Below are 24,106 nucleotides of genomic sequence, written 5' to 3' on the forward strand. Positions count from 1 at the left end.
CTCTTAAGGTGGTTATTGCGGCGGGGCTCACCTCTTCCCATCCCGAACAGAGTAGTTAAGCCCGCCTGCGCAGATGGTACTGCAGTTATGTGGGAGAGTATGTCGTCGCCTTTCTTTAATCTGAACTCGTTTTAGATTTCATTAAACCCTGTTCTTATGAACGGGGTTTTTTATTCATACTTCTCTTAGTAAGAAAAGTATACTGGTACCTTAGCTCAGATGGTAGAGCAATGGACTGAAAATCCATGTGTCCCTGGTTCGATCCCTGGAGGTACCACAAAATGCTTGGATGGTGAAATTGGTAGACACGCTGGACTTAAAATCCAGTGAACAGCAATGTTCGTGCGGGTTCAAGTCCCGCTCTGAGTACAAGGAACTTCAGTTCGCTAACGCCCGCTGAAGTTTTTTTTAAATTATTAAAATTGATTTATGGAGAATTAATAGGATCCCTTTTATTACCTTTTTAGCTTTATCCATCGCTTAATTTCCTGATCTATTCTTTTCAACGGTTTTTTTCTGATTTCTTGTAAGTTTCCCAGGCTATTTTGAACCTAGAAGTGGTCGGTTAATCGTGTGGTATTTTGAAAATATTTTTGGTAATTATTTTCATATTTGCTGTAATATCTAAGGTAATTTTTGTGATTTGATTACACTCTTTTAGAGGAATTTTTTCTATGATTGAAATTACAATCTCAGCTTTAGTTCCGGCAATCAAAGCAACTATTTTGGTGTTACCCTCCTCTTTGAGTTTCGCGATTACAAAAAATACTTTTTTACCATCACTTGAAATTTTAAAAGATTTTTACAGTAACAATTTCATGCTTTTCTAGAAAATTTTAAAATTACTTTTGTTCAAATGTTTGAATATTGTCATCTTGAGTCTTGTAGAAGTTCAGTTTTGTGTTTTCCCCGTTGATGTTCTCTTAGAGCCAAAAATACCTTTTTCATAATTAGTCAATATAAGGTCAAATAACTTATTTTCTGTTGTGTGGAATTCTGTCTTTATGTTTGTTTGAAGATTCACTGTGCCAAAACTACTTTTCCCTATATGGCAGTGGGATAAAACAGCATATTATTAGGCTTGTCCAATTTGTATTCCATTATATTTTGAAATTGGATGATTTCTTTATTTTTATATTCCCAAGTATTAATTCCCTATGAGTAGAATAGCTCACAATAATTTTTCCGCTACTGACAAATTCATAAGCAGTTTAATTTGATTTATTAATGTTTACACTATTTTCTATGTTGGGAACAATTACTTTATCCCCTTGAAAGGCACTAAATGAAATTTCACCACAAATTTTGCCTTCTGTTCCTAGTGGAAACCAAATCCAATATTTTCTGCTTATGCTTTACAAAAAGTGTATCTGAACCATTACTGTACTGCATATCAAATGATATCCAGTTTCCTTTCTGAGAAATAGCTCTATTTTTTAATTTGCCTCACCTTTCACACTCTTCTTCAGCAATATTCTTTTTGAAATTATCCTGCCCGTAAATAGAGCAGGAGGTTACTAATCAAAATGACAAAATTGTTTTTTTACAAAATCGTTAATTTGCACTGGAAAGTGGTGGTCAATTTGACCGGTTTTTCCAATAACTCAATTGAAAAGCTTTTTCTTTAAAATATTTTTCATAGATTTTGCTTACTTGTTTCATATGCTAAAATTAACATTATTTTATAACTTTAAGTGATGGGTACTTAAGCATGTCAAATAAATATTTGAGATAGTAACGTTGACTAAATTAGGACAAATTATATTTATGCATTTAAAAATTTCTTAAATTTGATTGCGATAAAAAATGTGTCAATTATACCAAAAATTACAATTTAATGGATGAAAAAGTACTTCAAACCTCAACAGAACCTTTACTTGAATACTTTATAAAGAGAGGTTACCTACTAAATGATTTGGAGAAATTATTGGTGCAAGAGAATTTTCATTCACGTCTTTACAGAAAAAGACAGTATGTTTTACAAGACGGCGATGTGTGTACCCAATTTAATTTTGTGGTAAGAGGTTGCCTTCGAACCTATAATGTTGACAAAAAAGGAAACATTCATATTTTGCAATTCGGTACAGAAAATAATTGGATAAATGACCTTGGAAGTTTTCACGGTATGAAACCCTCTAACTTGAATATTGATGCGCTAGAAGATACCATTGTCCTACAAATAGGTTTAGATGATCTTATCTTTTTGTACAAACAGTCACCCATCTTTGATCGTATTTTTAGGGTATTAATAGAAAACGGTTATATTCATTTACAAGAAAGGCTACTTCAAAATATAAGTTCAACTGCAGAAGAACGTTATGAAGCTTTTTTTGAGCGTTATCCTCATTTGATTAATCGTATTTCTCAAGTTCAAATCGCTGCTTTTATGGGTGTTACTCCTGAATTTTTAAGCCGTTTGCGAAATCAGCGTACAAAAGCTTCTCAAAACTCTTAATCTACATCAAGACTATTTCTTAAACTACGTCATTGGAATACCTCTATCCAGTGTCGGACATTTGTACCCACAAATTACAATTAGTAAAAAATAGAAATAGTTATGATACAAAAATCTAAAGTTGCAGTTATTGGTTTAGGAAATATTGGTGCTGCAGTTGCCACAAATCTTGTAAAAGGAAATCGTTCCGTAATTCTTGCTGATAAAACATTTGAAAAAGCAAATATACTTTCGCAAAAATTAGGAAGTCTAGCACATGCAGCCACTATTGCTAATGCAGTTAAAGAAGCTGATATTGTTGTACTTGCCATATATTTTAATCCAATCAAAGATTTTTTAAAAACTTATGCTACAGCACTTGAAGGTAAAATTATTGTTGATCCATCAAATCCTATTGCTCCAGACAAAAATGGTGGTTTTAAGAAAATTATTGGTGAAGACGAATCAGCTGGGCAACTTTTATCTGCATTAGTTCCGAATGGTGTTGAATTTGTAAAAGCATTGGGATCATTAGGAGCAGCTACTCTCGCAAGTGCTTCTTTTCAAACTCCAGAAAAGGCAGTAGAATTTTATGCTACTGACAATAGTAGTATTAATGCTGAAATTGAAGAATTAATTCGTGATAACGGTTTTGAACCATTACGCGTTGGAACTCTTAATCAATCGATACGTATCGAAGTATTTGGTGACTTGCATGAATTTGGTGCTTTGGGTAAAGCCGTTACGCTAAACGAAGCAAAGCTAGTTGTTTAATAAAATAGTAACTTTTTTCTCTGTTTGATGCTAATTAATTTTCAAACAGAGTTAAAATTACTCTACATACTATACAATTTACTAATTCAATACAATTAAATGAGTATACATCAAAATGATGCCGATGGCTTACTTCTGGTTCGTTTTAAATTAAAGTCTACCGACACTAATGATTTTGAAAAATGGAAATCAGAAGCAGTAACTCTTATTAAAACTTTTAAAGGATTTCTAAATATTACTGTTTTAAATAGTTTAAAAGAAGCAGATTATTATCATATTTTGATTCGCTTTGATACAGAAGAACATGTAAACGCTTGGTTGCAATCGGATGAGAGGAAGACAATTTTTAATGCATTAGATTCTAAATGGTTGACAGATAAGCAAGAAGTTATTCAGAATTGGAATATTTTCTGGTTCAGAATTTTTGAAGGCACCAAGAAATGGAAACAATGGGCGGTAACATTTATTGCCGTTTATCCGTTAACGCTTATCATACCAATGATGGTAAAATTAATTGCAAAAGTAATTCCGCTGTATTTTTTTGCAGGAATTATAAGCGCACTCATGATTTCTGGGTTTATGATTTTTTTGGTAATGCCTTTTATACATAACCTTTTTAAGAAGTGGCTTCATGAATAAGATCTATCAAATGCTGAATACTAATTTACTAAAGATTATACCAATGAAAAATATATTTACAGTACTTCTAACATTATTAATTTTACCTGCTTTTAGTTAGCGGAAAGAAATAAAAACCATGAAATCATTTCTGGTTAACTCTTTGTCGACTTCTGGAATACCTTATGGGAATAATCTTTCGAAGGGGAATTATGTCAATTCAGACGATGCTAAAATTTACTACGAAGTATATGGAAAGGGACAACCATTAGTAGTACTACATGGAGGTATTGCTGGGTCTACTTATGAAATGAAACAGCTAATTGATAACTTTTTAAAAATCAACAAGTTATTTCTATTTCCACGAGAGGACATGGTAAATCGGAGTTAGGTACCAAACCACATACTTACGAATAGAAGGCCAAGGATGTCGTTGCTGTTTTAAATGAAGTTACTAAAGTTAGTGTAACGATATTTGGTTTTAGCGATGGAGGTTATACAGGATATTATCTAGCTAGTAAATTCCCATAAAAAGTCAAACAAATGGTTATTATTGGAGCAGTTGAAACACATCCAGGTGATTATAAAATTAACTTGAAAGTTAGTGATATGATGAAATTGGATAAACTGTATTGGGAACAACAGTTACAATTGATGCCAGAACCCCATCGATTACAGGAGCTATTTGATAAAGTGAGTGATGTTACTGCTAAAATGCTAGTTAGTAAAGATTTTTTTGCAACCATCAAATGTCTAGTTCTAGTTATGGCTGGTAATCATGACCAATTTGTATCTACAAAGAGAGTTGTAAATGCATCTAAAATGATTCCCAATGCAGAACTTGCCATAATTCCGAATGCTACACACGCCGTGTTTCTTGAAGACTTTCCAGCAGTGTGGGCTGTTACAAGTTCCTTTCTTAAAATACCTAAAAATAACATATTACAAATGACTGAACAAACAAAAACAATGAACACTATGGTAGAACAAATTTTAATGCATCATCTTATTGCATTTGGAGAAAATAACTTAGATGAAATTCTAAAGGATTATACAGAACAATCAGTAATTATGACACCTAACGGATCTGTAAAGGGATTGGCAGAAGTACGCAAATTCTTTAATGACTTTTTTGAAGTAATCCCCTCAGGTTCTTCTTTTACAATGAAACAAAAAACCATTGAAGGAAATTTAGCCTACATCGCATGGTCAAGTGAATCTGGTTCAAATGAAATCCCTATGGGAACAGATACTTTTGTGTTTGAAGGTGATAAGATTCAGTATCATACCGTTGCCGATTATAGAATTAAGAAGTAGCACCACAAGAAACCAATTAAAAACTTGTAACAAATATTATTATGGAAATAACAGCGGCTATTGTAAAAGAAAAAGGTAGCAATTTTGAATTGCAAAAAGTAATTCTCGATGCACCAGGTGCAGAAGAAGTATTAGTAAAAATTGTAGCTACCAGTATTTGTCATACCGATATGGTAGCACGAGATTTTGTAATGGGTTCTCCAAATTTTCCGGTTATTCTAGGTCATGAAGGTTCAGGAATTATTGAAAAAGTAGGTGAGGATGTACACCACTTGAAAGTAGGAGATCACGTAGTGCTTACTTACGGATTTTGTGGTGAATGTGAAATTTGTCGAACAGGAAATCCGGCATATTGCTATGAGTTTTTTCAACGTAATTTTTCTGGAGCTACTGTTGATGGTGATCACCATCATCACGATCTGGCAGGAAATGCCATCAACGATAATTTCTTTTCGCAATCTTCTTTTGCTACTTATGCCATAGCTCATAAAAATAATGTAATTGCTGTCCCAAAAGATGTGCCTTTAGAAATTTTAGGACCATTAGGCTGCGGAATTCAAACTGGTGCAGGAGCTATTATCAATACTTTGCGAATAAAAGTAGGAAGTTCTGTAGTTATAAGTGGTACTGGTGCCGTAGGTTTATCTGCTGTTATGGCTGCAAAAGCATCTTCTGCAACAACTATTATTGCAGTTGACATTAATGAAGAACGCCTTGCTTATGCTAAAGAATTGGGAGCCACACATATCATCAATTCACTTTCCGAGAATGTGCCACAACGCATACGTGAAATTTCACCAAATGGAGTTCAGTATGGTGTTGACACAACCGGACGCAATGAAGTAATTAATAACACACTTAACAGCATGGCACCAGTAGGTGAACTTGCAATAATTGGAGTTGCTACAAAACCGTTGGAATTAGCAACAAATATTTTTCTGACTAAAGGATACAAAATTAAGTTCGTAAATCAAGGTGACAGTGTTTCGGAAGAATTCATTCCAAAACTTATCAAGATGTATCAAAATAGACAGTTTCCTTTTGATAAACTAATTAAAACATATTCTTTTGAAGATATCAACCAAGCTGTTGAAGATTCTGAAAAAGGAAAAACAATTAAATCCGTTTTACTAATCGGAGAATATAAAAAATAATTAAAAAGTAGTAATTATGAATAAGTCAATTATGTCAAAAATAGGCGTAACCACTATGATGGTTATATTAATGAGTGCATCCGTTTTTGCACAAAAAAAAGATAGTAAAGAAGATTTACTGAAACAAGTTAAAGAACTGGCAGCTGCCAATGCATTAATTGCAAAACACTTGAAAACATTTGATACCCTTGATTATACCGTATTTAGTAATAGAGAATGGAGTAGACTTCATGAAAGTCACGCAAAAGACATTAAGGTTCATTTTCCTGATGGACATATAGAAAATGGTTTGGAGCAACACATTAAAACCTTGCAAGCCATGTTTGTTTACGCACCAGATACGCGCATTAAAGAACATCCAATTAAATTTGGTAGTGGCGATTTTACCGCTGTAATGGGATGGATGGAAGGTACATTTACTAAACCAATGCCTCTTGGAGGTGGAAATTTCATTCAGCCAACTGGGAAAAAATTTAGAATTCCAATGGCAACTATCGGTATCTGGAAGAATGGCACTATGAGTGAAGAATATCTTTTTTGGGATAATAAAACCTATATGGACCAAATAATGGAGAATTAGTTCTTCAAAAAATAAATGTATCCTTACCCGTCAGTGTTTAATGAGAAATTATTTTTTTAGTAAAAAAGACAGGTAAGGTTAACTATTTCACTCAATGGAAAGAAAAGATTTTTTAAAAACTATGGCACTTTTGCCTTTTGGCGTTTCAATGAAGTTAAATGCACTCCATTCTTTATCACAAAATTTTGAAGCAACGGAGCGAATGCCGGTTCTTTTCTTAGGGCATGGCAATCCAATGAATGCAATTGAGACTAATATTTTTACGAAGGGTTTCGAATCTATTGCTAAAAATTTACCAAAGCCCAGAGCTATTCTTTGCATTTCTGCACATTGGGAAACTAAAGGTACCTATGTAACAGCAATGGAACAGCCGAAAACCATTCATGATTTTGGAGGATTTCCTCAAGCTTTGTTTGATGTTCAATATCCAGCACTAGGAAGTCCAATTTTAGCCAATGAAATAAAGAATAGTATTTCATCGATTACTATAGGATTGGATGAAGACTGGGGTCTCGATCATGGTTGTTGGTCGGTGGTAAAATTTCTTTACCCAAATGCTGATGTGCCTGTAGTTCAAATGAGTATTGATTATACACAACCTGCGTCTTATCATTATGCTTTAGCCAAAGAGATTGCTTCCTTGCGAAGAAAGGGGGTTTTAATAGTTGGTAGTGGTAATTCTATTCATAATTTGCGTACAGCAGCTTGGGATAAAATGATGACGCCAGGATATGCTTATGATTGGGCTACAATTGCTAATGAAAAAATTAAGGGATTTATTCTTGATTGTGATCATAATTCCTTGATAAATTTTGATAAACAAGGAAAAGAAATGCAATTGGCAGTGCCTACACCAGAACATTATTTGCCTATGTTATATGTTTTGGCTTTACAAGAAAAAGATGAAAGACCTATTTTTTATAATGATACTATAGTGGCAGGTTCACTCAATATGCTTTCTGTGAAAATTGACAAAAGCTAATGAAAAATAAAATGTGGTATCTACTATTATTTATACCGTTAACCCTATTAATAACAAGTTTTATGATAACATCTCAAGAGGCAAAACCTTCATTACATTATTTAATTCGTCCGCCTAAAATAGAATCTGAAAAACCGCCATTACTTTTATTGTTACATGGAGTAGGTAGTAATGAGCAAAATATGTTTTCTTTTGCTGACATGCTACCTGATAAATATAAAGTAGTATCGGTACGGGGACCAATGACACTAGGAAATGGAAGTTACGCTTGGTTTCAGGTTCAATTTGGTTTGAATGGACCAGTGATTAATAAAGAGCAAGCAGAAAATGCGCGTAAAGAAATAATTATGTTTATTGATGATCTTAAAGCTGTCGAGGAATTTGACCAGAATCAGGTTTATTTGATAGGATTCAGCCAAGGCGGTATTATGAGTTACAGTGTAGCTCTCACCGAACCGGAAAAAGTAAAAGGTATCGCCGTCATGAGCGGACGCTTATTGCCTGAGATCAAACCCTTGATAGTTTCAGAAGATCGACTTAAGAAGTTAAGGATATTTGTTTCTCATGGAAAGCTAGATCCGGTGCTGCAATATGGTTACGCCGAGGATGCTGTGGCTTACCTAAAGAGTAAGGAGCTGCAAACCGATTTTTATACTTATGATGAAGTTCATACTATAAATAGGCAAATGCTTGCCGATGTGACTTCGTAGCTAAATGAAAATTAGGATAGGCGGTCAAAACTTATAATTATGAACAAAATCATATTATCTTTCACATTATTCAGTATGACTATGAGAGCACAGCAATACAATAGCAATTTTAAGATCGAAAAGCTGATGGAATCGGATGTAAGCAGTATGGGCCAGAAGATTTTATATCCTCAGGTCAAAGATGCTGCCGTTACGATGATGAAAATTACGTTTCCACCCAGAGGAGACAACTGTTTGGCATAAGCATTACATTCCTGTATTCTCTTATATTTTGGAAGGTACACTGACGGTTGAAACGGAAGACCTAAAATCACTGAATTCAAAGAAAATAGCTGCTTTGCAGAATCCTACAACATCTATCATAAAAGAACCAACAAGGGAGAGATTGATTTGGTAGTATTTGTTGTACATCTTGGTGGAGATGGAAAAAATCTTTTTATTAAACAGTAGATACTACCTAATCTAAACTTTTTATGGCATCAAAAACTAATTTTCCAGATTCCTTATGTGGAATATGTCCAATATTTGGGATTATGAATTTTTCAGTTTTTCCCTCTATCTAGGTTTCTACCTATAACAATCTTTCGTATTTGTCAGTATCCCCCTGAATGAACAACATCAGACATGAAATATCTTTTAGAAAATGTTTAATATTCCAATTATGGGGAAATTAAACTAGTGAAAATTCTAATTGGTCTTTATGATAATTTTATCATTTTGGCTCAAATGAGAATTTTTACCTTACTATTTTAAAACAAGGTCTACTGTCTATGAATTAGCGCTTTTAAAATGCTTAGTAACGAAGAGGCAGATAAAAAATAAATCCTTCCTTAAAATTCACTAATTTTATCGATAGTCATCTTATTGCATATTTTCTCTAGAGCCCTTTTATTTTTATCAGTTTGAATGAAAATAGTTCTGGATCCAGGCTGAAAAAGGAGTGTACTGGGGTTAAAAGAATGTCTTTACAGTACAGTACGGAATCAGTAACTATTGGTTTGTACCTATAGCTGCCTGATCGGTCAGGAACAGTAGTTTTCCATCCAATGGTTTAATTAACTGCATAGGATATTTCTGTGGGTTATAATCCCCATATAAAACTTCATTTAGCGCATTCGATTTATTTTCTCCATAAGTTATCACTACGATCTCTCTGGCTTTGTTAATTGTAGACGCTGTAAGAGTAATGCGATCCATATTCTGCGACTCTAGATAATAGGCCGATACCCATTTACTATTCTCTTGCAGTACGACCTGGGCCGGAAAAAGTGAAGCGGTATGGCCATCATCACCCATTCCTAATAAAATGAGATCAAATTTTCCATCTTCTCTAACAATACTTTTGATGGATTGTTCATATTCCAGAGCATAATCTTGTGATGTTATACCAGTCTTATACATTGGGAATATGTTTGCTTTTGGTATAGCGACATGATTTAAAAGGTGATGGCATGACATTTTTGCATTGCTTCGGTCATCATCAAGTGGCACCCAGCGTTCGTCACCCCAAAAAACAAAAACGTTATTCCAGTCTATTTTTGTTCTGTAATGTGGCGTTGCTAAAAGCTTGTACATAGCCACAGGGGATGACCCTCCAGTAAGCGCTACCACAAAAATTCCACGTTCCTCTACAGCTTTTTGTGCTGCAGTTACAAAAATATCGGCTGCATAGGGTGTTATTTCTTCTTTATTATTAAAAATAGTTACCATCTGTTGTTTTTTCTTTTACGTCGTTATAAGTATTTGATATCCAGCTATGTCCTTGGCGAGCAAGTAATGCGTCTGCCGCTTCAGGGCCCCATCCTCCAGCCTGATATTTATGCAAATTTAAAAATTCATCATTTTCCCAAGCTTCTTGAATTGTTGTTACCACATCCCAGGCTTCTTCAACCTGATCCGAACGCATAAATAAAGTAGGGTCTCCCAACAAAGCATCTAATATTAGCGTTTCATATGCCTCTGGTGATTTGGTGGAACATGAAAAATAGTCAAAAACCATTTCTGCTGGTTTAAGCGATAAGGAGAGTCCAGGCTTTTTGGTCATAAACTGCAACCTTATATCCATTGCGGGCTGAATATTTATAATTAAGCGGTTTGGCATCATACCTTCCTTTCCAAAAGAGAAAGTAGAATGTGGAACCGGTCTGAATTGAATCACTATAGAGGATTGTTTTTCCTTCATTCTTTTGCCGGTTCGGACATAGAAAGGTACGCCCTGCCACCTCCAGTTATCCAGATAAAATTTCATGGCCACAAAAGTTTCCGTAGTGGAGTTATCCGAGACTCCATTTTCCTGAAGGTATCCCATTACGGACTTCTCTTTTATAGAGCCTTTATCATACTGACCTCTTACCGTATAATGTTCTACTTCTTGTGGTGTAATACGACGTATCGCTTTTAAAACATCTGCTTTACGGTTTCTAATTTCGTCTGCTTGCAATGATGTTGGTGCTTCCATGGCAACCATAGTTAAAATTTGCATTAGGTGGTTTTGTATCATATCCTTTAATGCCCCAGCATCCTCATAAAATCCGCCGCGATCTTCAACACCCACTTCTTCAGCAACGGTAATCTGCACAGAATCAATAAAGTTACGGTTCCATAGTGGCTCAAACATGGAATTTCCAAAGCGGAAAGCTAAGATGTTCTGTACCGTTTCTTTGCCCAGATAGTGATCTATGCGGTATATCTGTTCTTCCTTAAAGGTCTTTGACAATAGTTTGTTTAGTAATACGGCAGAACTCTTATTGTAACCGAAAGGTTTTTCAATAATAATGCGATCCTGTTCTGGATTCGCTGCCAAACCTAATTTGTTGATATTGTCAGAGATTGTTGCAATGAATGATGGTGCTATCGACAGGTAAAAAAGCCTGTTGACACGCTCACCAAATGACAGTTGAGTTGCATCTATCTCAAGTTTTAGTACCTTATAGGATTCTTCCTGATCTATGTCATTTTGCAAATAGGTAATATGGGAAGCAAATTGCTGGTAAGCTTCTGCGGAGTCTACCTTATTTCTTGAAAATGTAGTCAGATTTTCACTCACATAACTGCGAAATTGCTCGTTACTGCTTTGGGCTCTGCCTAATGCTATGATCTTAAACTTTTCAGGCATACGCCCATCAAGGTAGAGATTGTAAAAGGCTGGGAAAAGTTTTCTTTTTGCTAAGTCACCCGTTGCCCCAAAAACAATAATGATTGCAGGTTTTATAGTATTGATGTTGTTCATCTTGTTCCATTTAAAATTTAGTTATTCCACTCTGTATGGAATATCCCCAAGGCATCAGTGCGCTCGTAAGTATGCGCCCCAAAGTAGTCGCGCTGTGCCTGTATAAGATTGGTAGGCAGTTGCTCTGATCTGTACGAATCAAAATAAGCTAATGAGTTCATCAGCCCGGCAATCGGAATGCCTTTTTGAACTGCAGCCTTTATAGTATTCCGGATGCTGTTTTGATTATTGTTTAGTTCTGCTGCAATGTTATCATCGAGTAGTATATTTTGAAGGCTTGGACTCCCTGCATAAGCCAGCCTGAAATTTTCCAGTACTGCAGCACGAATAATACAGCCGCCACGCCAGATTTTTGTTACTGTTTCAAGGTTCAGATTATAATTATACTCTGATGAAGCTTTGGTTAGCAATGCCAGTCCCTGTGCATAAGTAATTAATATAGAAAAATGTAAAGCTCCCCTAAGTTCTTTTAAAACAGAAGCAAGGTCGTTATCACTTTTCGGAGTATCCCAAACCAATTTTTGGGCAGCGAGAATTCTCTCGGGTTTGTTTTTAGACATATCACGCATGGCAACAGCAGCATCAATGGTGAGTAATGGTACCTGAAGATCCATGGCATTCTGTGAGGTCCATTTTCCAGTTCCTTTAGATTTTGCCCAATCAGATATAACATTGATCAGCTTCTTTCCGTCGGTATCTGTTTTTTTAAGAATTTCTCCTGTTATCTCAATAAGGTAGGATTGAAGTTCAGTGCCATTCCACTCTTCAAATGTTTTTTGGATCGTATCATCGTCTATATTGTATCCGCGTTTCATCAAATCATAAACCTCTGAGATAAGCTGCATGATGCCATATTCAATTCCGTTGTGGGCCATTTTGACGTAGTTTCCTGCCGATCCATTCCCTAGATAAGCTACACAAGGCTCTTGATCTACTTTTGCTGCTATGGCTTCAAATATTGGACGAAGCCTTTCATAAGCCTGTTTGTCGCCACCTGGCATAAGGCTTGGTCCAAATCGTGCTCCCTTTTCACCTCCCGAAATTCCCATCCCGAAAAAATGAATGCCTTTGGCTGATAATTCGGTAAATCTGCGGTCGGTATCGATGAAGTAGGTATTTCCGCCGTCGATAAGAATATCGCCTATATCCAAGTACGGCAGCAAGTTTGCAATGGCATTATCCACAGGTTTTCCTGCAGGTACCAATAGCATGATTGCCCTCGGTTGCTTAATAAGTGCTACAAATTCTTTCACTTCTGTAGTAGCCTTAATGATTTGCTGTGCACTGGTTTGCTGGGTAAGTGATAAAACTTTTTCTGTGTCTAAATCCAAGCCTGCTACGGCTAATTTCTCATCGGCCATATTTAAGAGCAGGTTGCGTCCCATTACCCCCAAGCCAACAATACCAAAATCGAATGTATTTTTCATAATGGTTATAGTATCTAAATTTATTATTGTAAAAAAAGGCTGAACCCTATAAATAAAGTCCAGCCTTAATGAATCAATTACTACACAGTAGCACTGATAATTGCATCTTTTAATGCTTTTGCAGCGGCAGCTGGGTCTTTAGCACCATAAATGGCACCACCTGCTACAGCTACATCTGCACCCGCAGCTACAACATCTTTTATCGTATCAATATTTACACCACCTGCCACTGAAAAGGGAACTTTTGCTTCTCTTCCTTCGCTAATTAGTGTTTGTACAGAGTATCCAGGTAATGCTTGTTCGTCAAGACCAGCGTGTAATTCAACAAAAGCAACTCCAAAAGCAGTTACCTCTTTTGCTCTCTGCACTCTGTCTTTAACACCAATAGTATCTACGACTACTTTTTTGCCGTATTTGTTTGCTGCTTCTACAGCACCTTTAATAGTAGCGTCATCTACAGCACCCATAACGGTTACCAAATCAGCACCTGCTTTGAATGCCATTTCGGCTTCTAAAGCACCGGTATCAGCAGTTTTCATGTCAGCAAAAACCAATTTGTCTGGAAAAGCTGCTTTCATAGCTGTTACAACACTAAGCCCTTCAGCTTTAATAAGGGGCGTACCCAATTCTATAATATCTACATAAGGTGCTACTTTTGCTGCAAGTTCTAATGCTGCTTCTGTAGTAAGTAAATCAATTGCGACTTGTAATTTTGTCATGTCTAAAAATGTTTAAAAAATTAATTGTAAAAAATTGTTATTCTAGATTAGCGTGTTGAGGCCACAGGTCTTCTTTGGTTAAACCGGATTCATGCCAAAGGCTCATAAAAACGCTTTCAAGTATAAATAATGTAAATTGTTCAAAAAGAGTTCCTGCATACTGGGCAGAAACAGATATGCCAAAGTCTGTTTTTGTAGCTGCATTAATCAGCAGTATATTTTCTGCTAATTCCGCCAGCCTGCTTCTCGGATCGGCGGTAAAGGCCACAACGCTGGCTTTTTGTTTTGTAGCTTTTTCTACCGCAGTTAAAACCGTTGAAGTCGTACCGGATCCTGATGCTACAAGTAGTAGATCGCCTTCAAGAATGGCAGGTGTAACAGTTTCACCTACTACATATACACTGTAGCCTAAGTGCATAAATCGCATAGCGCCCATTTTTAATGCCAGTCCGCTTCTGCCAGCAGCCATTATAAAGATTCTTTTTGCTGCTTTAATTTTGCGAACCAATACATCAATCTCTTGAGGATTAATCTGATTGGCTAATTTTAGGTTTTCCTCTAAAATTAAGTGTAGGTTTTCGTTTATCAAATTATTGATCTTCATCTTTTTTTATTTATAAATAAGCGCATAAGTACTTAATATCATTCAAATATTCACATCGTTAAACACGGTAATTTTGATTGATGTTTTTGTAAATTTCCGCTTATGGATATTGACTGATTTAAATGCATGACTGTTTATAGTTTTAATTCCTGATCAACAGAATTAAAGCAAATAAGTAAGGCGTGATGCCTTTACAGCAATAAGAATTTGTACATCATTAAATAATATTATTTATTGATGCAAAGATAAATCAAGGGAAAAGGGAGTATGTTATACAAACAAGACTATGCGGTATAAATTTGCGCCAATTCGTTTTGAAGATCAGTTGGCGTTTCTTTTAGTTTTGCCTTTACAAATTTATTAAGTGCAGAGGGAGAACTAAACCCAAGGTCAAATGCTATTTCTTTGTGGGAGAGATGTGAGAACAGTAACTGTCTTTTAATTTCGGTTAAAATTCTGTTATGAATGGCATTTATAGCAGTTTCACCACAATGTTTTTTAGTAATCTCATTAAGTTTTTTAGCGCTAATTGCCAGTTGCTGGGCATAGTACTGTACGGTACGTTCACTTTTATAGTGTTGGTTCAATAACTTTTTGAAGGAGATATATACATGCTGATTAACCCCCGAATTTTCGTGATATATAACAGGATGCTGTCCGTGAATAGACTCTATGAGCCCAAGCAGAAAAACTTTGATATAAAAACGTGCCTGTTCTTTTTTAACAAGGCTTGGGGCGTTATAAATACCCTGTATGTTTTTAATAATAGGAAGTACATTTTCAAATTCAGGTTTGGAAAGTGCGGTGCAATTCAGGTTTGCTGCGAGGTTGACATTATAGGCACTAAGTTCATTTTTCAATATATCAGAGCAGAACAATATTTCTTCAAACAAAATAATTTTGCCTGAGAGATCATTACCAGGATTTGATAGAAAGTGAATTTGCTCGGGGAAAACTATAGAGATTTTTCCAGAGTTCAGTGCGTAAATTTTGTCCTCAATGTGCATGTTTATGGTTCCGGATTCCACTAAAATAATACAGAAATGATCTTTTTTATGGGGGTGTAAGTAATGGTCAATATTTGCTGCAGTTAAGTCAAAAACTCGGAATGACAAATTGGTGTCTTCTGTTTTTTGTATATTTCTCTTGATTTCTAACCTCATTAAGTCCATAGGATATTTTTATTTTATTAACTGCCTAAGATCTCAAATTATCTATCAGATCTACTCGTGTACAAAAAAGTAACGACAAAAGTACGCATTTCCTGATCTTAAAGGAAGTGATGTAATTTGAGAATTATACTTTAACAAGATTAAGTATTTTTAATAGTCTGATTTATAAGTAAAAATTAAAACCCGAAAAAATAATTATTTTCGGGTTTTAATTTATTTGAAAGTATAATAAGATATGGGCAATGCTTTATTTGATGAAAAATGTTTTAGGGATTATACTTTAAAATTCTTCAACAGCTTCTAATTCTATATTCCAGAATTTTCCTGTTTGGGTATTCTCAGTAATGGCTTTGTAAATGCCATTTGCAGATTGTTCAATGGTCACTGGGGCTGTATCACCACCCATTTTGGTCTGTACCCATCCTGGATGTAACGGGGTAACGCGTATATTCTTGTCTGCAAGCCTTTGGCTTAACATCACTGCATAAATGTTTATAGCAGCTTTTGACATGCGGTATGCCGGAGCATTCGGAGCAATATTACGCACTAGTGCCATCGCCGTTGATAAAAACACAATTTGACCTCCATCTTTAACATGTTCTAAAAATGCTTCTGTAAACAATACCGTTCCAGTTGTATTGGTAGCAAATGTGGCATTCATGAGTGCTGCGGTAGGAATTTCATCCCCCAAATCTAGGCCAACCCCCGCATTGTTTACCAAACAGTCTAATTTGATACCAAGTTCTTTTACTTGATTTGCAGCAATTTTAATGCTTTCTTCATTGCAGATGTCAGCTTGGATAATAGTCAACCTTGGATGTGAAAAATCGGCAATTTCCCCCGAGCGGGTTATGGCAATTACTGCAGCACCTTCCTGTAATAATTTTTTGGTTAAGTCAAGGCCTATGCCATTGCTTGCACCGGTAACCAGCACATTTGTAATCGAATTGTTCATACACAATCTATTTGTGGTTTCTGATATTATTTCAGAACCCAATTAATTTATAAATTAGAAAAGCTGTTGCTTTTATTTGATACCAAATGTAGATATTTACCGAACTTAAGACCTGTTTTAAAGGTTAAAATGTAATTTTGTTCATTATACACGAACTTATGAACCAATCGGTAAAAAAAACGTTTCAAATTTTAGAATATATCGCATCCAACGGAAATTTTGTAAGGCTCAATGATGTTGCCCGGGCACTGGACCTAAAAAAGAATACTGTCCATGGTTTTTTAGATACCCTTAAACAGTTAGGATATTTAGAGCAAGATGATATCAGCCCCAGATATAAAATAAGCCCAAAGATCGAAGGTTTATATGTTCCGTCATTTTCAGTCAATGAACTCAAGCAGGAACTGCGACCTCTATTAGAAAAAATATCCAATCTTACGAAGGAATCGTCTTATTTAGCTGTACAGATTGGATCGTATTACAGACATGAACTTAAATGTGAACCCAAAAGGGCTGTAAAAATTACGCTCAATATGGGTAAGGATTATGAAATGACTACTACTGCAATAGGAAAGTGTTTTCTTGCCTATTCGGAACATTTACAGGGAAGCCTTAGTAAAGAATATGAAAAAGATGATTTTACGCTGATTGAAAAGGAAGTTGCAACTATCCGCAATACAGGCTATGCATTGGATATCGAGGCCTATGATCCGGATCTTAATTGTGTTGCCATCCCTATTTTTCATAAAAATAGACCCATCGCAGTGCTTTGTGTTTCAGGGCCATCTTTTAGATTCAAAGAATCGCAGTTCCTTGAAAGCCTGCATATCATGGATTTGGTATTAAAGGAACATGGAAAATATGAGAATAGAATTTGTTTTTACTGAATTCTTTTCCAAGTTGATACGCTAAATAAATTAGTCAAATAAGCAATATAACTTATGATTATTTCTCAAATAAGTATAAAAAAGTGTTGAATATTTCAATTCAAGTATTTTAAGAAGTGACCTTGACTGAATTTAAACCAGAATAATATATCTAATTTAGTGAATGGATGAGTCCTAAACGAGAAGTTGTTGGCGATGATGTAAAAAAGATATCATTTTTAGTCATTATTATTCAATTTCTACTAAACACTTTTCGATATGTAAAAATATTCAGATTATCTAAATGCCTATGCCTCAGTAAAGAGAATTATAGTGGATTTGCTCAAGATATCCCTTTCCATCTCCTGATATCTTCCCACTTGTACCAGATTGCTGGCTAACTAGTCTCGTGCTAACGTATCCAATGCTTAGTTATAAAGCCTTTAGCTTGAATTCTCATGTTTAAGTTGTCTCGATTTTTGCATTTTCCTGTTGTAAACATCAAAGGTCTTGCGTTCTGGGTCCACTTTTAGGTTTTAACTCCAGATAAGAACTAGGTTTTAATAAAGGACAATTAACTTTCTTCGGCTGTGGAACTTCTATTTTGCAATACTATTTTTCGAGGTGAAACATAATTATTTTCAACGAGTATCCTATAAATTTTATCAAACTTAGATTTTTGCTTTTCTATTGTAATAAGGTCTTCATAACTTATATGCAGTATTATTGTGTTTTCCAAAGCATCAATGCTCAGTTCGCAAAGTTTTTTACTGTGACAACTTCCAATTTCACTCATCTAACAATTTTCTGTTGTAAATTGAATAATGTGCATCTTGTCTTTATGATCTACTTTGCACAATCATAAACAACTGCCCATAGATAGCGGAAATTATACATCGCCAACTTTTTAATGTCCCTTCAAAAGCTTTATTCATTATAGTATAGGAACACGAATTAAATAAAGATATCAGTGAGAAAAATTTAAGAAAGGCATTTTATCAGCGATTGAAAAAACGCTTTATAAATGTAAATATTTCGATAAAATTCAAAAAGTTATCAATAAAAACTACAAGCCATTTATGTTTTTCTGTTTAATGGTTACTTGATAGTTCTTTTTTTGCTACAGATTTAGTTTGAAGACGTACATATTGTGCTAATTTATTTTCAACTATTTCTTGACTTCAATTGCTTGTTGGAGAATAGCACGAGAATCGGTACTTGATATCGGCCTTACGGTACGATTAGTAACCTTCCAACCATCTATAGTTCGCAAGAGTTTCCATTGGTTCACTGTGAGTTGATAAATAGAAAATCCCGGAGAAGTTCCTTTACCAGGAAGTTTTATATGAGAGGCTGTTGTGTCTGGCATCACTACGAGCAAATAACCCGTAGCTACTGCAGTATGACCATTGATCGTGATGTGGGGAAGCATAGCTAAATGTGTCATTCCTGCCTTGATAGCCTCGTTCTGTGCAGGTGCATTGACGATTTTCATGATTTCATCTCGACCTTTGTCTTGCCGTGCTGGACCTCGGTCAAAGGTGGCATCTTCTGTAAACATATTTGTCCAATACGATTCCGATGCTACATCAGAACTAAAAGCAGAACCTGCAAGGAGGTTTAGTATTTCAAGTCGGTCTTCAGTGGCTATAATACGTGCGAGAAGTTGTTCTGTATTCAAAGTACTTGTTTGTTCATAAAGAGTCGAGTTACCTTTTTTTTTAGCCTCTACTTTCTGGGCAAAAAGTAGATTAGAAATAAACAAAAAAGCGATATACAATACAAATCGTATATTCAAATTAGCTTGGCTTTTCATTATTGATGTTCAATATTGATTTGATAAAATATCTAAAAATTAAATTTGGTAATCTTCTCTAACTGGAGAAAATATATCAAATATCTTACATTTTGTAATAGCTGTTCCTCCATGTACCATATTTGGAGGTATAACAGCAAGTTGTCCTTTTTCATAGATTTTTGTTTCCTCGCCAATGGTCAATTCAAATTTCCCCTCCAAAACTTGGGTAATTTGTTCATGGAAATGTGCGTGCATAGGTAGAATCGCCCCTTCTTCTACATCCCAGTAACCCAAGGTTAAATTTTCTGTATGAACAAATCTTCCCTTAAACCCTTCTTTTATTTCATTTTGTGGTAGTGTGTCTATTTTTATCATCTTTTGTTTTTTTACTTTTTTATTATAGGAAAATGTGTAAAAATAAAGAATTACAAAAAAAGATCATGGCTTTTGCCAAAATCATCATGTAATACTTTACTTATACCAATGATTTTTTGCTACCAATTTAATAGATTTAATTAAAAAAAATTTGAAAACCTATAAATCTATGATGAGCTTTTTTTGGTCTTAGTGTCAGATAGTTCTATTACGATATTAATGAATATGGATTCCACCATTAACATCAATAGTAGCACCAGTAATGAATCCCGAAAGGTCAGAAGCTAGAAAAAGGCAAGTACCTGCAAGCTCTACTGTTTTGCCAACACGTTTTAATGGAATTCCAGAAATCACATCATTCAATTGTTTTTCTGAAAGTCCATCCAGCATACTTGTTTCTATCATAGCGGGGCAAATCACATTCGCTCGAATATTCATTGGTGCAAATTCTCGGGCTATAGCTTTAGTAAGGCTGGTAACTCCACCTTTTGAAGCAGCGTAGTGAGAACCGCCTACCAATCCACCGCCACGTTGCGCCGATAATGATGATAAATTGACGATTACTCCAGCTTGCTTTTCAGTAAATATTTTTAAAGCACTTTTACAAATATTGAAAGTACCTTTAAGATTAACATCCATTATCAAATCATATGCTTCATCGGTAATAGAAAGCATTCCCTCTGATTTTACAATACCGGCACAATTCACTAAACAGTCAATAGTTCCGAAATGTGCTACTGCCTTTTCTATCACCTTATCGCAATCCTGCATGTGTCGTATGTCACATTGCAGATAAATTATGTCTGGTTTATGGCCTATTTGTAATTCGATAGCAGCCCCAACCTCGTTTGCTATTTCGGCATTCATTACTAAATCAAGAAGTACTAATTTAGCACCATGTGCAGCAAAAAGTTCTGCCGTGGCATATCCTATACTTCGTAAAGAAGCAGCCCCGACAATTACACAGACTTTGTCTTCTAATAGTTGGTGGTTGTATTTTTTCTTTTCGTTTAAGTTTGTATTATTCATATAATTTAAATAGTAACATTTTCGATTATTACAGCATATCCCATACCTACACCAACGCACATAGCGGCAAGAGCATATTTTTTATTCGTACGATGAAGTTCATTTATAGCAGCTTGAATTATTCGAGTACCCGACATTCCCAGTGGATGTCCAAGTGCAATTGCTCCACCGTTTGGATTTACTCTTACATCATCATCTGCGATTCCTAAATTTCGCGTAACGGCTAAACATTGAGCTGCAAAGGCTTCATTGAATTCAAATACATCTATTTGGTCAAGTGTTAAACCCGCTTTTTGCAATGCTTTTTGAGTAGCTCCAACAGGGCCAATTCCCATAATTCTAGGTTCTACACCAACTACTGCTGAGGATACTATTCTTGCTTTTGGAGTAAAATTATATTTTTTTAGTGCTTCTTCTGAAGAAATTAACATAGCAGCAGCTCCATCATTTAATCCAGAAGCATTTCCAGCGGTTACTGTTCCACCTTCTTTCTTAAAAATGGGGTTTAATTTGGAGAGAATTTCTAGCGTTGTACTGCCTTTAATAAACTCATCAGTATCAAAAATGGTGATATTTCCTTTTCTGTCTGCCATTTCAACTTTCATAATTTGATTCGCTAAAATGCCGTTTTGTTGTGCAATAAACGCTTTTTGTTGTGAGCGAAAAGCAAATAAATCTTGGTCTTCTCTGCTTATTGCATACATTGTCGCTAAATTCTCAGCGGTTAAGCCCATTGCATCAGTACCATATAATTTTTGCATTTTTGGATTAACAAATCGCCATCCAAAACTACTATCAAATAGTTGTGCATCATTGCCAAAAGGTTTAGAGGTTTTAGAAATCACCCACGGTCCACGGGTCATGTGCTCCATTCCGCCAGCAATAAAAATATCACCGTCACCAGCTTTAATAGCTCTGTTGGCATGAATAATTGCTGACATTCCTGATGAACATAAACGATTGACTGTTTCACCAGGAACGGTGTGTGGTATTCCAGCTAATAGTAAAGCCATTCTAGCTACATTTCGATTGTCCTCACCGGCCTGGTTATGACATCCTAAAATGACATCGTCTACCAGATCTGTTGGTAAATTTGGATTTCTTTTTATAAGTTCTTTAATTGGTAATGCTGCGAGATCATCGGCACGAAGGTTGGATAAACTCCCCCCTAAGCTACCTATTGGTGTTCGGATAGCATCTATGATGTAAGATTGTTTCATAGGATTATTTTTTGTAAAATAAATAAATTATTATCTGCTTTTATGATTGTTTTGAATCTTTATAGTCGTAGGCTGCTTTTTCAGTTAAAAGCATCTCCATTTCCTTTTCTAAATAGCCCAATTCACTAAGAATTTCGCTAGTGTCCCATCCACAAGGAGCGGCAGTAGAGCCAGCAGAAGGATAATTACCGTCAATTTGTATGGTAGAACGAATTACCGCTGTTTTTCCTTCTGTTGGATGATTTTCAAAATCAATTAGCTTAACTGCTTTTAAATGCGCGTCATTTGGTAATGTGTCAAGAGTATGACAAGGCATTGCTGGGAGATCTGCTGCTCTAAATATTGTAAGCCATTCGTCAGTGGACTTAGTATCAAGCGCCGCACCACGAATTTCAAACCATTTAGAAACGTATTTAGCTCTGCTAGCTACAGTTGTAAATCTTTCATCTTCAATTAACTCAGCTCTATTTGTTATTTTTAAAAATGCTTGTACCTGAGCATTTGTATTGATGGTAAAGGAAATATATCCATCTTTTGTTTTCACTGGTTGGTTGTGAGGACTTAAAAGTCGCAGGTCGCCAGGAGGTCCAACAGGAGGCTCAAAGCTTTGTTGCGCTAAATGTTCTTGCAAGACAAAGGAAGACATGGTTTCAAACATAGGAACTTCAATGCTTGAACCTATTCCTGTATTTTCACGCTGTATTAGTGCAGCCATAACTGTACCTGCTGTAATTTCGCCCACAACGTGGTCGCATATTAGCATAGGAACATATGCCGGTTTCCCATCGCGAGCCATTGTTAATCCAGCAATACCTGAAGCACCTTGTAAAACACTGTCGTACGTTGGTAATCCTGAATAAGGCCCATCTGTACCATAGCCAGTTATTAAGCAATATATTTTTTCTGGATATTTCGATCGAATTGTTTTTGCATCTAAACTTAAACGTTCCAGTGCTTCAGGTCGCATATTGGCAACGACTACATCACACCATTTTACTAATCTTTGAATGATTTCTTTCCCACCTTCTTTTTTTAGGTCGAGACAAATATTCTTTTTTCCTCTATTAAGATGCAAATAAGCCCCAGAATGTTGTCCCGTAGGTGACATTCCCCCAAGACCACGCATAAGATCGCCCGATGGGTTTTCAACTTTAATAATATCTGCTCCATATTGCCCCAATCGCCACGTAGCCACTGGACCAACAACTACAGATGTTAAATCTAATATTTTGATGCCTTTTAATGGTTCAAACTTCATATTCAATCATTTTACGTTAATTTCTGCTTCAACTGCAATACTATTATAATCGTCGTAAATGTATAATATCCAGTTAGTTTCATTTTTTTTAGCAGTCAAAGTCATGGCTCTATTACAATAAAGTGGAGCTATGTGTTTTACTTTTATATCTGTCTTTTCCAGTTTCAAATGAGTTCTTATAAATTCAGTTAAAAAAAGTGTCGATAACCCCCCGTTTACTACTAAATCAGGAAGGCCTTCAATATCTTGTGCATAACCTCTATCTAAGTGAATTTTATGAGAATTAAATCCCAATGCAGAGTATTGGAATAAAATAGTTTCATCAGGAGTTATCTGTTTTTGATGTTCCGTTTCAATAGCTGGTGAATGTATGTTTTCAGTATTCTTTGAAGCGCTACTCGCACTAAGCAAAATATAGGTTTGGGTTTCAACAATGGCTGGACTTGATGCAGTAATAGGACGTAACTCGTGTTGTATTGTTACTATAGCCATTGGGCCGGAATTCGTCGTTTTTTCAACGATATTTTTTATAAAACTTGTTTTTTCTACCACTGACCCTATTATAATATCACCAAAGTAAGACACGGATCTTCCTCCTAAAAGCAGTCTTGGTAATCCAAGATCAGGAATAGGAACACCCAATCCAGGGAATCCATCTTGGCGTAATTCGGATTTTAGTGTTTCTCCGGCTAGCATAAAAAAATGCCATCCCTTTGGTAATATATCTCCTTCTGAAAAAGAACGAGTATTTAAGTCTAACATAGCAGCTACTCGACGCACCATCGTAGGACTGCATTGTTCATTAGATTGAGTTTTAGACTCTAGAATGTTTTCTTGCATATTGTTATTTATTCTCACAAATATGTCTATAAATGTGAATTTGAA

Annotated in this window: 25 protein-coding genes, 2 tRNA genes and 1 rRNA gene; 13 read left to right on the top strand and 15 right to left on the bottom strand. The window is 35.5% G+C overall.

Annotated features, from left to right (window positions below; genetic code table 11):
* Positions 1–4 precede the first annotated feature (4 nt).
* The 3 genes from rrf (at position 5) to ACNQF6_RS10025 (ending at position 369) form a co-directional block, all read left to right on the top strand.
* Positions 5–114: ribosomal RNA gene (rrf, locus tag ACNQF6_RS10015) — 5S ribosomal RNA — on the top strand.
* A 90-nt stretch (positions 115–204) separates the two neighbouring features.
* Positions 205–277, top strand: a tRNA-Phe gene (locus ACNQF6_RS10020).
* A 6-nt stretch (positions 278–283) separates the two neighbouring features.
* A tRNA-Leu gene (locus ACNQF6_RS10025) sits at positions 284–369 on the top strand.
* 196 nt (positions 370–565) lie between these two features.
* Here the strand turns inward: ACNQF6_RS10025 and ACNQF6_RS10030 are convergent.
* Entirely contained in the window at positions 566–715 is a 150-nt protein-coding gene (locus tag ACNQF6_RS10030; RefSeq protein WP_417965499.1) for a hypothetical protein, read from the bottom strand.
* A 1,122-nt stretch (positions 716–1,837) separates the two neighbouring features.
* Between ACNQF6_RS10030 and ACNQF6_RS10035 the strand changes: the two genes are divergently transcribed.
* The 9 genes from ACNQF6_RS10035 (at position 1,838) to ACNQF6_RS10075 (ending at position 8,812) form a co-directional block, all read left to right on the top strand.
* On the top strand, positions 1,838–2,455 hold the full coding sequence (locus tag ACNQF6_RS10035) for a Crp/Fnr family transcriptional regulator (RefSeq protein ID WP_417965501.1): 618 nt from the start codon (positions 1,838–1,840) through the stop codon (positions 2,453–2,455).
* Positions 2,456–2,557: 102 nt separating this feature from the next.
* Positions 2,558–3,208, top strand: coding sequence for an NADPH-dependent F420 reductase (locus ACNQF6_RS10040; RefSeq protein WP_417965503.1), 651 nt, complete (start codon positions 2,558–2,560; stop codon positions 3,206–3,208).
* Between the two features lie 99 nt (positions 3,209–3,307).
* Entirely contained in the window at positions 3,308–3,847 is a 540-nt protein-coding gene (locus tag ACNQF6_RS10045; RefSeq protein ID WP_417965505.1) for an antibiotic biosynthesis monooxygenase, read from the top strand.
* A gap of 522 nt (positions 3,848–4,369) precedes the next feature.
* Positions 4,370–5,143, top strand: a complete 774-nt coding sequence (locus ACNQF6_RS10050) for a nuclear transport factor 2 family protein (RefSeq protein WP_417965507.1) — start codon at positions 4,370–4,372, stop codon at positions 5,141–5,143.
* 41 nt (positions 5,144–5,184) lie between these two features.
* Complete coding sequence (locus ACNQF6_RS10055; protein WP_417965509.1) at positions 5,185–6,297, top strand: NAD(P)-dependent alcohol dehydrogenase; 1,113 nt, start codon at positions 5,185–5,187, stop codon at positions 6,295–6,297.
* 16 nt (positions 6,298–6,313) lie between these two features.
* Positions 6,314–6,877: an ester cyclase gene (locus ACNQF6_RS10060; RefSeq protein WP_417965511.1), complete on the top strand. Its 564-nt coding sequence runs from the start codon at positions 6,314–6,316 to the stop codon at positions 6,875–6,877.
* 94 nt (positions 6,878–6,971) lie between these two features.
* Positions 6,972–7,859, top strand: coding sequence for a 4,5-DOPA-extradiol-dioxygenase (ygiD, locus tag ACNQF6_RS10065; protein WP_282730811.1), 888 nt, complete (start codon positions 6,972–6,974; stop codon positions 7,857–7,859).
* A 62-nt stretch (positions 7,860–7,921) separates the two neighbouring features.
* On the top strand, positions 7,922–8,569 hold the full coding sequence (locus ACNQF6_RS10070) for an alpha/beta hydrolase (RefSeq protein ID WP_417965513.1): 648 nt from the start codon (positions 7,922–7,924) through the stop codon (positions 8,567–8,569).
* 39 nt (positions 8,570–8,608) lie between these two features.
* Positions 8,609–8,812 carry a cupin domain-containing protein gene (locus tag ACNQF6_RS10075; RefSeq protein WP_417965515.1) on the top strand — a complete coding sequence of 68 codons (204 nt, stop codon included), beginning with the start codon at positions 8,609–8,611 and terminating at the stop codon, positions 8,810–8,812.
* 747 nt (positions 8,813–9,559) lie between these two features.
* On the opposite strand, the gene pgl is transcribed toward ACNQF6_RS10075, so the two are convergent.
* From pgl to ACNQF6_RS10110, 7 genes are all read right to left on the bottom strand, one after another.
* Positions 9,560–10,279, bottom strand: coding sequence for a 6-phosphogluconolactonase (pgl, locus tag ACNQF6_RS10080; protein ID WP_417965517.1), 720 nt, complete (start codon positions 10,277–10,279; stop codon positions 9,560–9,562).
* Entirely contained in the window at positions 10,263–11,798 is a 1,536-nt protein-coding gene (gene zwf, locus ACNQF6_RS10085) for a glucose-6-phosphate dehydrogenase (protein WP_417965519.1), read from the bottom strand. The genes pgl and zwf overlap by 17 nt, the downstream gene beginning before the upstream one ends.
* 17 nt (positions 11,799–11,815) lie before the next feature.
* Positions 11,816–13,225: an NADP-dependent phosphogluconate dehydrogenase gene (gndA, locus tag ACNQF6_RS10090; RefSeq protein WP_417965521.1), complete on the bottom strand. Its 1,410-nt coding sequence runs from the start codon at positions 13,223–13,225 to the stop codon at positions 11,816–11,818.
* A gap of 80 nt (positions 13,226–13,305) precedes the next feature.
* Entirely contained in the window at positions 13,306–13,944 is a 639-nt protein-coding gene (gene hxlA, locus ACNQF6_RS10095) for a 3-hexulose-6-phosphate synthase (RefSeq protein WP_282730800.1), read from the bottom strand.
* A gap of 37 nt (positions 13,945–13,981) precedes the next feature.
* A complete protein-coding gene (gene hxlB, locus ACNQF6_RS10100; protein ID WP_417965523.1) occupies positions 13,982–14,548 on the bottom strand; it encodes a 6-phospho-3-hexuloisomerase in 567 nt (188 codons plus the stop codon).
* Between the two features lie 284 nt (positions 14,549–14,832).
* Positions 14,833–15,720 carry an AraC family transcriptional regulator gene (locus ACNQF6_RS10105; protein WP_417965525.1) on the bottom strand — a complete coding sequence of 296 codons (888 nt, stop codon included), beginning with the start codon at positions 15,718–15,720 and terminating at the stop codon, positions 14,833–14,835.
* Between the two features lie 280 nt (positions 15,721–16,000).
* On the bottom strand, positions 16,001–16,675 hold the full coding sequence (locus tag ACNQF6_RS10110) for an SDR family NAD(P)-dependent oxidoreductase (RefSeq protein ID WP_417965527.1): 675 nt from the start codon (positions 16,673–16,675) through the stop codon (positions 16,001–16,003).
* 158 nt (positions 16,676–16,833) lie between these two features.
* On the opposite strand from ACNQF6_RS10110, the gene ACNQF6_RS10115 reads away from it, so the two are divergent.
* The gene (locus tag ACNQF6_RS10115) at positions 16,834–17,562 is read left to right on the top strand and encodes an IclR family transcriptional regulator (protein WP_417965529.1); all 729 of its coding nucleotides are present in this window, start codon (positions 16,834–16,836) and stop codon (positions 17,560–17,562) included.
* A 553-nt stretch (positions 17,563–18,115) separates the two neighbouring features.
* On the opposite strand, the gene ACNQF6_RS10120 is transcribed toward ACNQF6_RS10115, so the two are convergent.
* The 7 genes from ACNQF6_RS10120 to ACNQF6_RS10150 all read right to left on the bottom strand — a co-directional run bounded on the left by ACNQF6_RS10120 (position 18,116) and on the right by ACNQF6_RS10150 (position 23,983).
* Positions 18,116–18,337 carry a hypothetical protein gene (locus tag ACNQF6_RS10120; RefSeq protein WP_417965531.1) on the bottom strand — a complete coding sequence of 74 codons (222 nt, stop codon included), beginning with the start codon at positions 18,335–18,337 and terminating at the stop codon, positions 18,116–18,118.
* A gap of 372 nt (positions 18,338–18,709) precedes the next feature.
* Positions 18,710–19,357 carry a nuclear transport factor 2 family protein gene (locus ACNQF6_RS10125; RefSeq protein WP_417965533.1) on the bottom strand — a complete coding sequence of 216 codons (648 nt, stop codon included), beginning with the start codon at positions 19,355–19,357 and terminating at the stop codon, positions 18,710–18,712.
* A gap of 39 nt (positions 19,358–19,396) precedes the next feature.
* Positions 19,397–19,714, bottom strand: coding sequence for a cupin domain-containing protein (locus ACNQF6_RS10130; protein ID WP_417965535.1), 318 nt, complete (start codon positions 19,712–19,714; stop codon positions 19,397–19,399).
* A gap of 216 nt (positions 19,715–19,930) precedes the next feature.
* Positions 19,931–20,743 (bottom strand): SDR family NAD(P)-dependent oxidoreductase, encoded by an 813-nt coding sequence (locus tag ACNQF6_RS10135; RefSeq protein ID WP_417965537.1) that lies wholly within the window; start codon positions 20,741–20,743, stop codon positions 19,931–19,933.
* A gap of 5 nt (positions 20,744–20,748) precedes the next feature.
* Complete coding sequence (pcaF, locus tag ACNQF6_RS10140) at positions 20,749–21,963, bottom strand: 3-oxoadipyl-CoA thiolase (protein ID WP_282744264.1); 1,215 nt, start codon at positions 21,961–21,963, stop codon at positions 20,749–20,751.
* Positions 21,964–22,003: 40 nt separating this feature from the next.
* Entirely contained in the window at positions 22,004–23,221 is a 1,218-nt protein-coding gene (locus ACNQF6_RS10145; protein WP_417965539.1) for a CaiB/BaiF CoA transferase family protein, read from the bottom strand.
* Between the two features lie 6 nt (positions 23,222–23,227).
* Complete coding sequence (locus tag ACNQF6_RS10150) at positions 23,228–23,983, bottom strand: HTD2 family dehydratase (RefSeq protein WP_417965541.1); 756 nt, start codon at positions 23,981–23,983, stop codon at positions 23,228–23,230.
* Positions 23,984–24,106: the final 123 nt, after the last annotated feature.

It is taken from the genome of Flavobacterium pasteuri (genome assembly GCF_048286615.1).
Taxonomy (GTDB): domain Bacteria; phylum Bacteroidota; class Bacteroidia; order Flavobacteriales; family Flavobacteriaceae; genus Flavobacterium.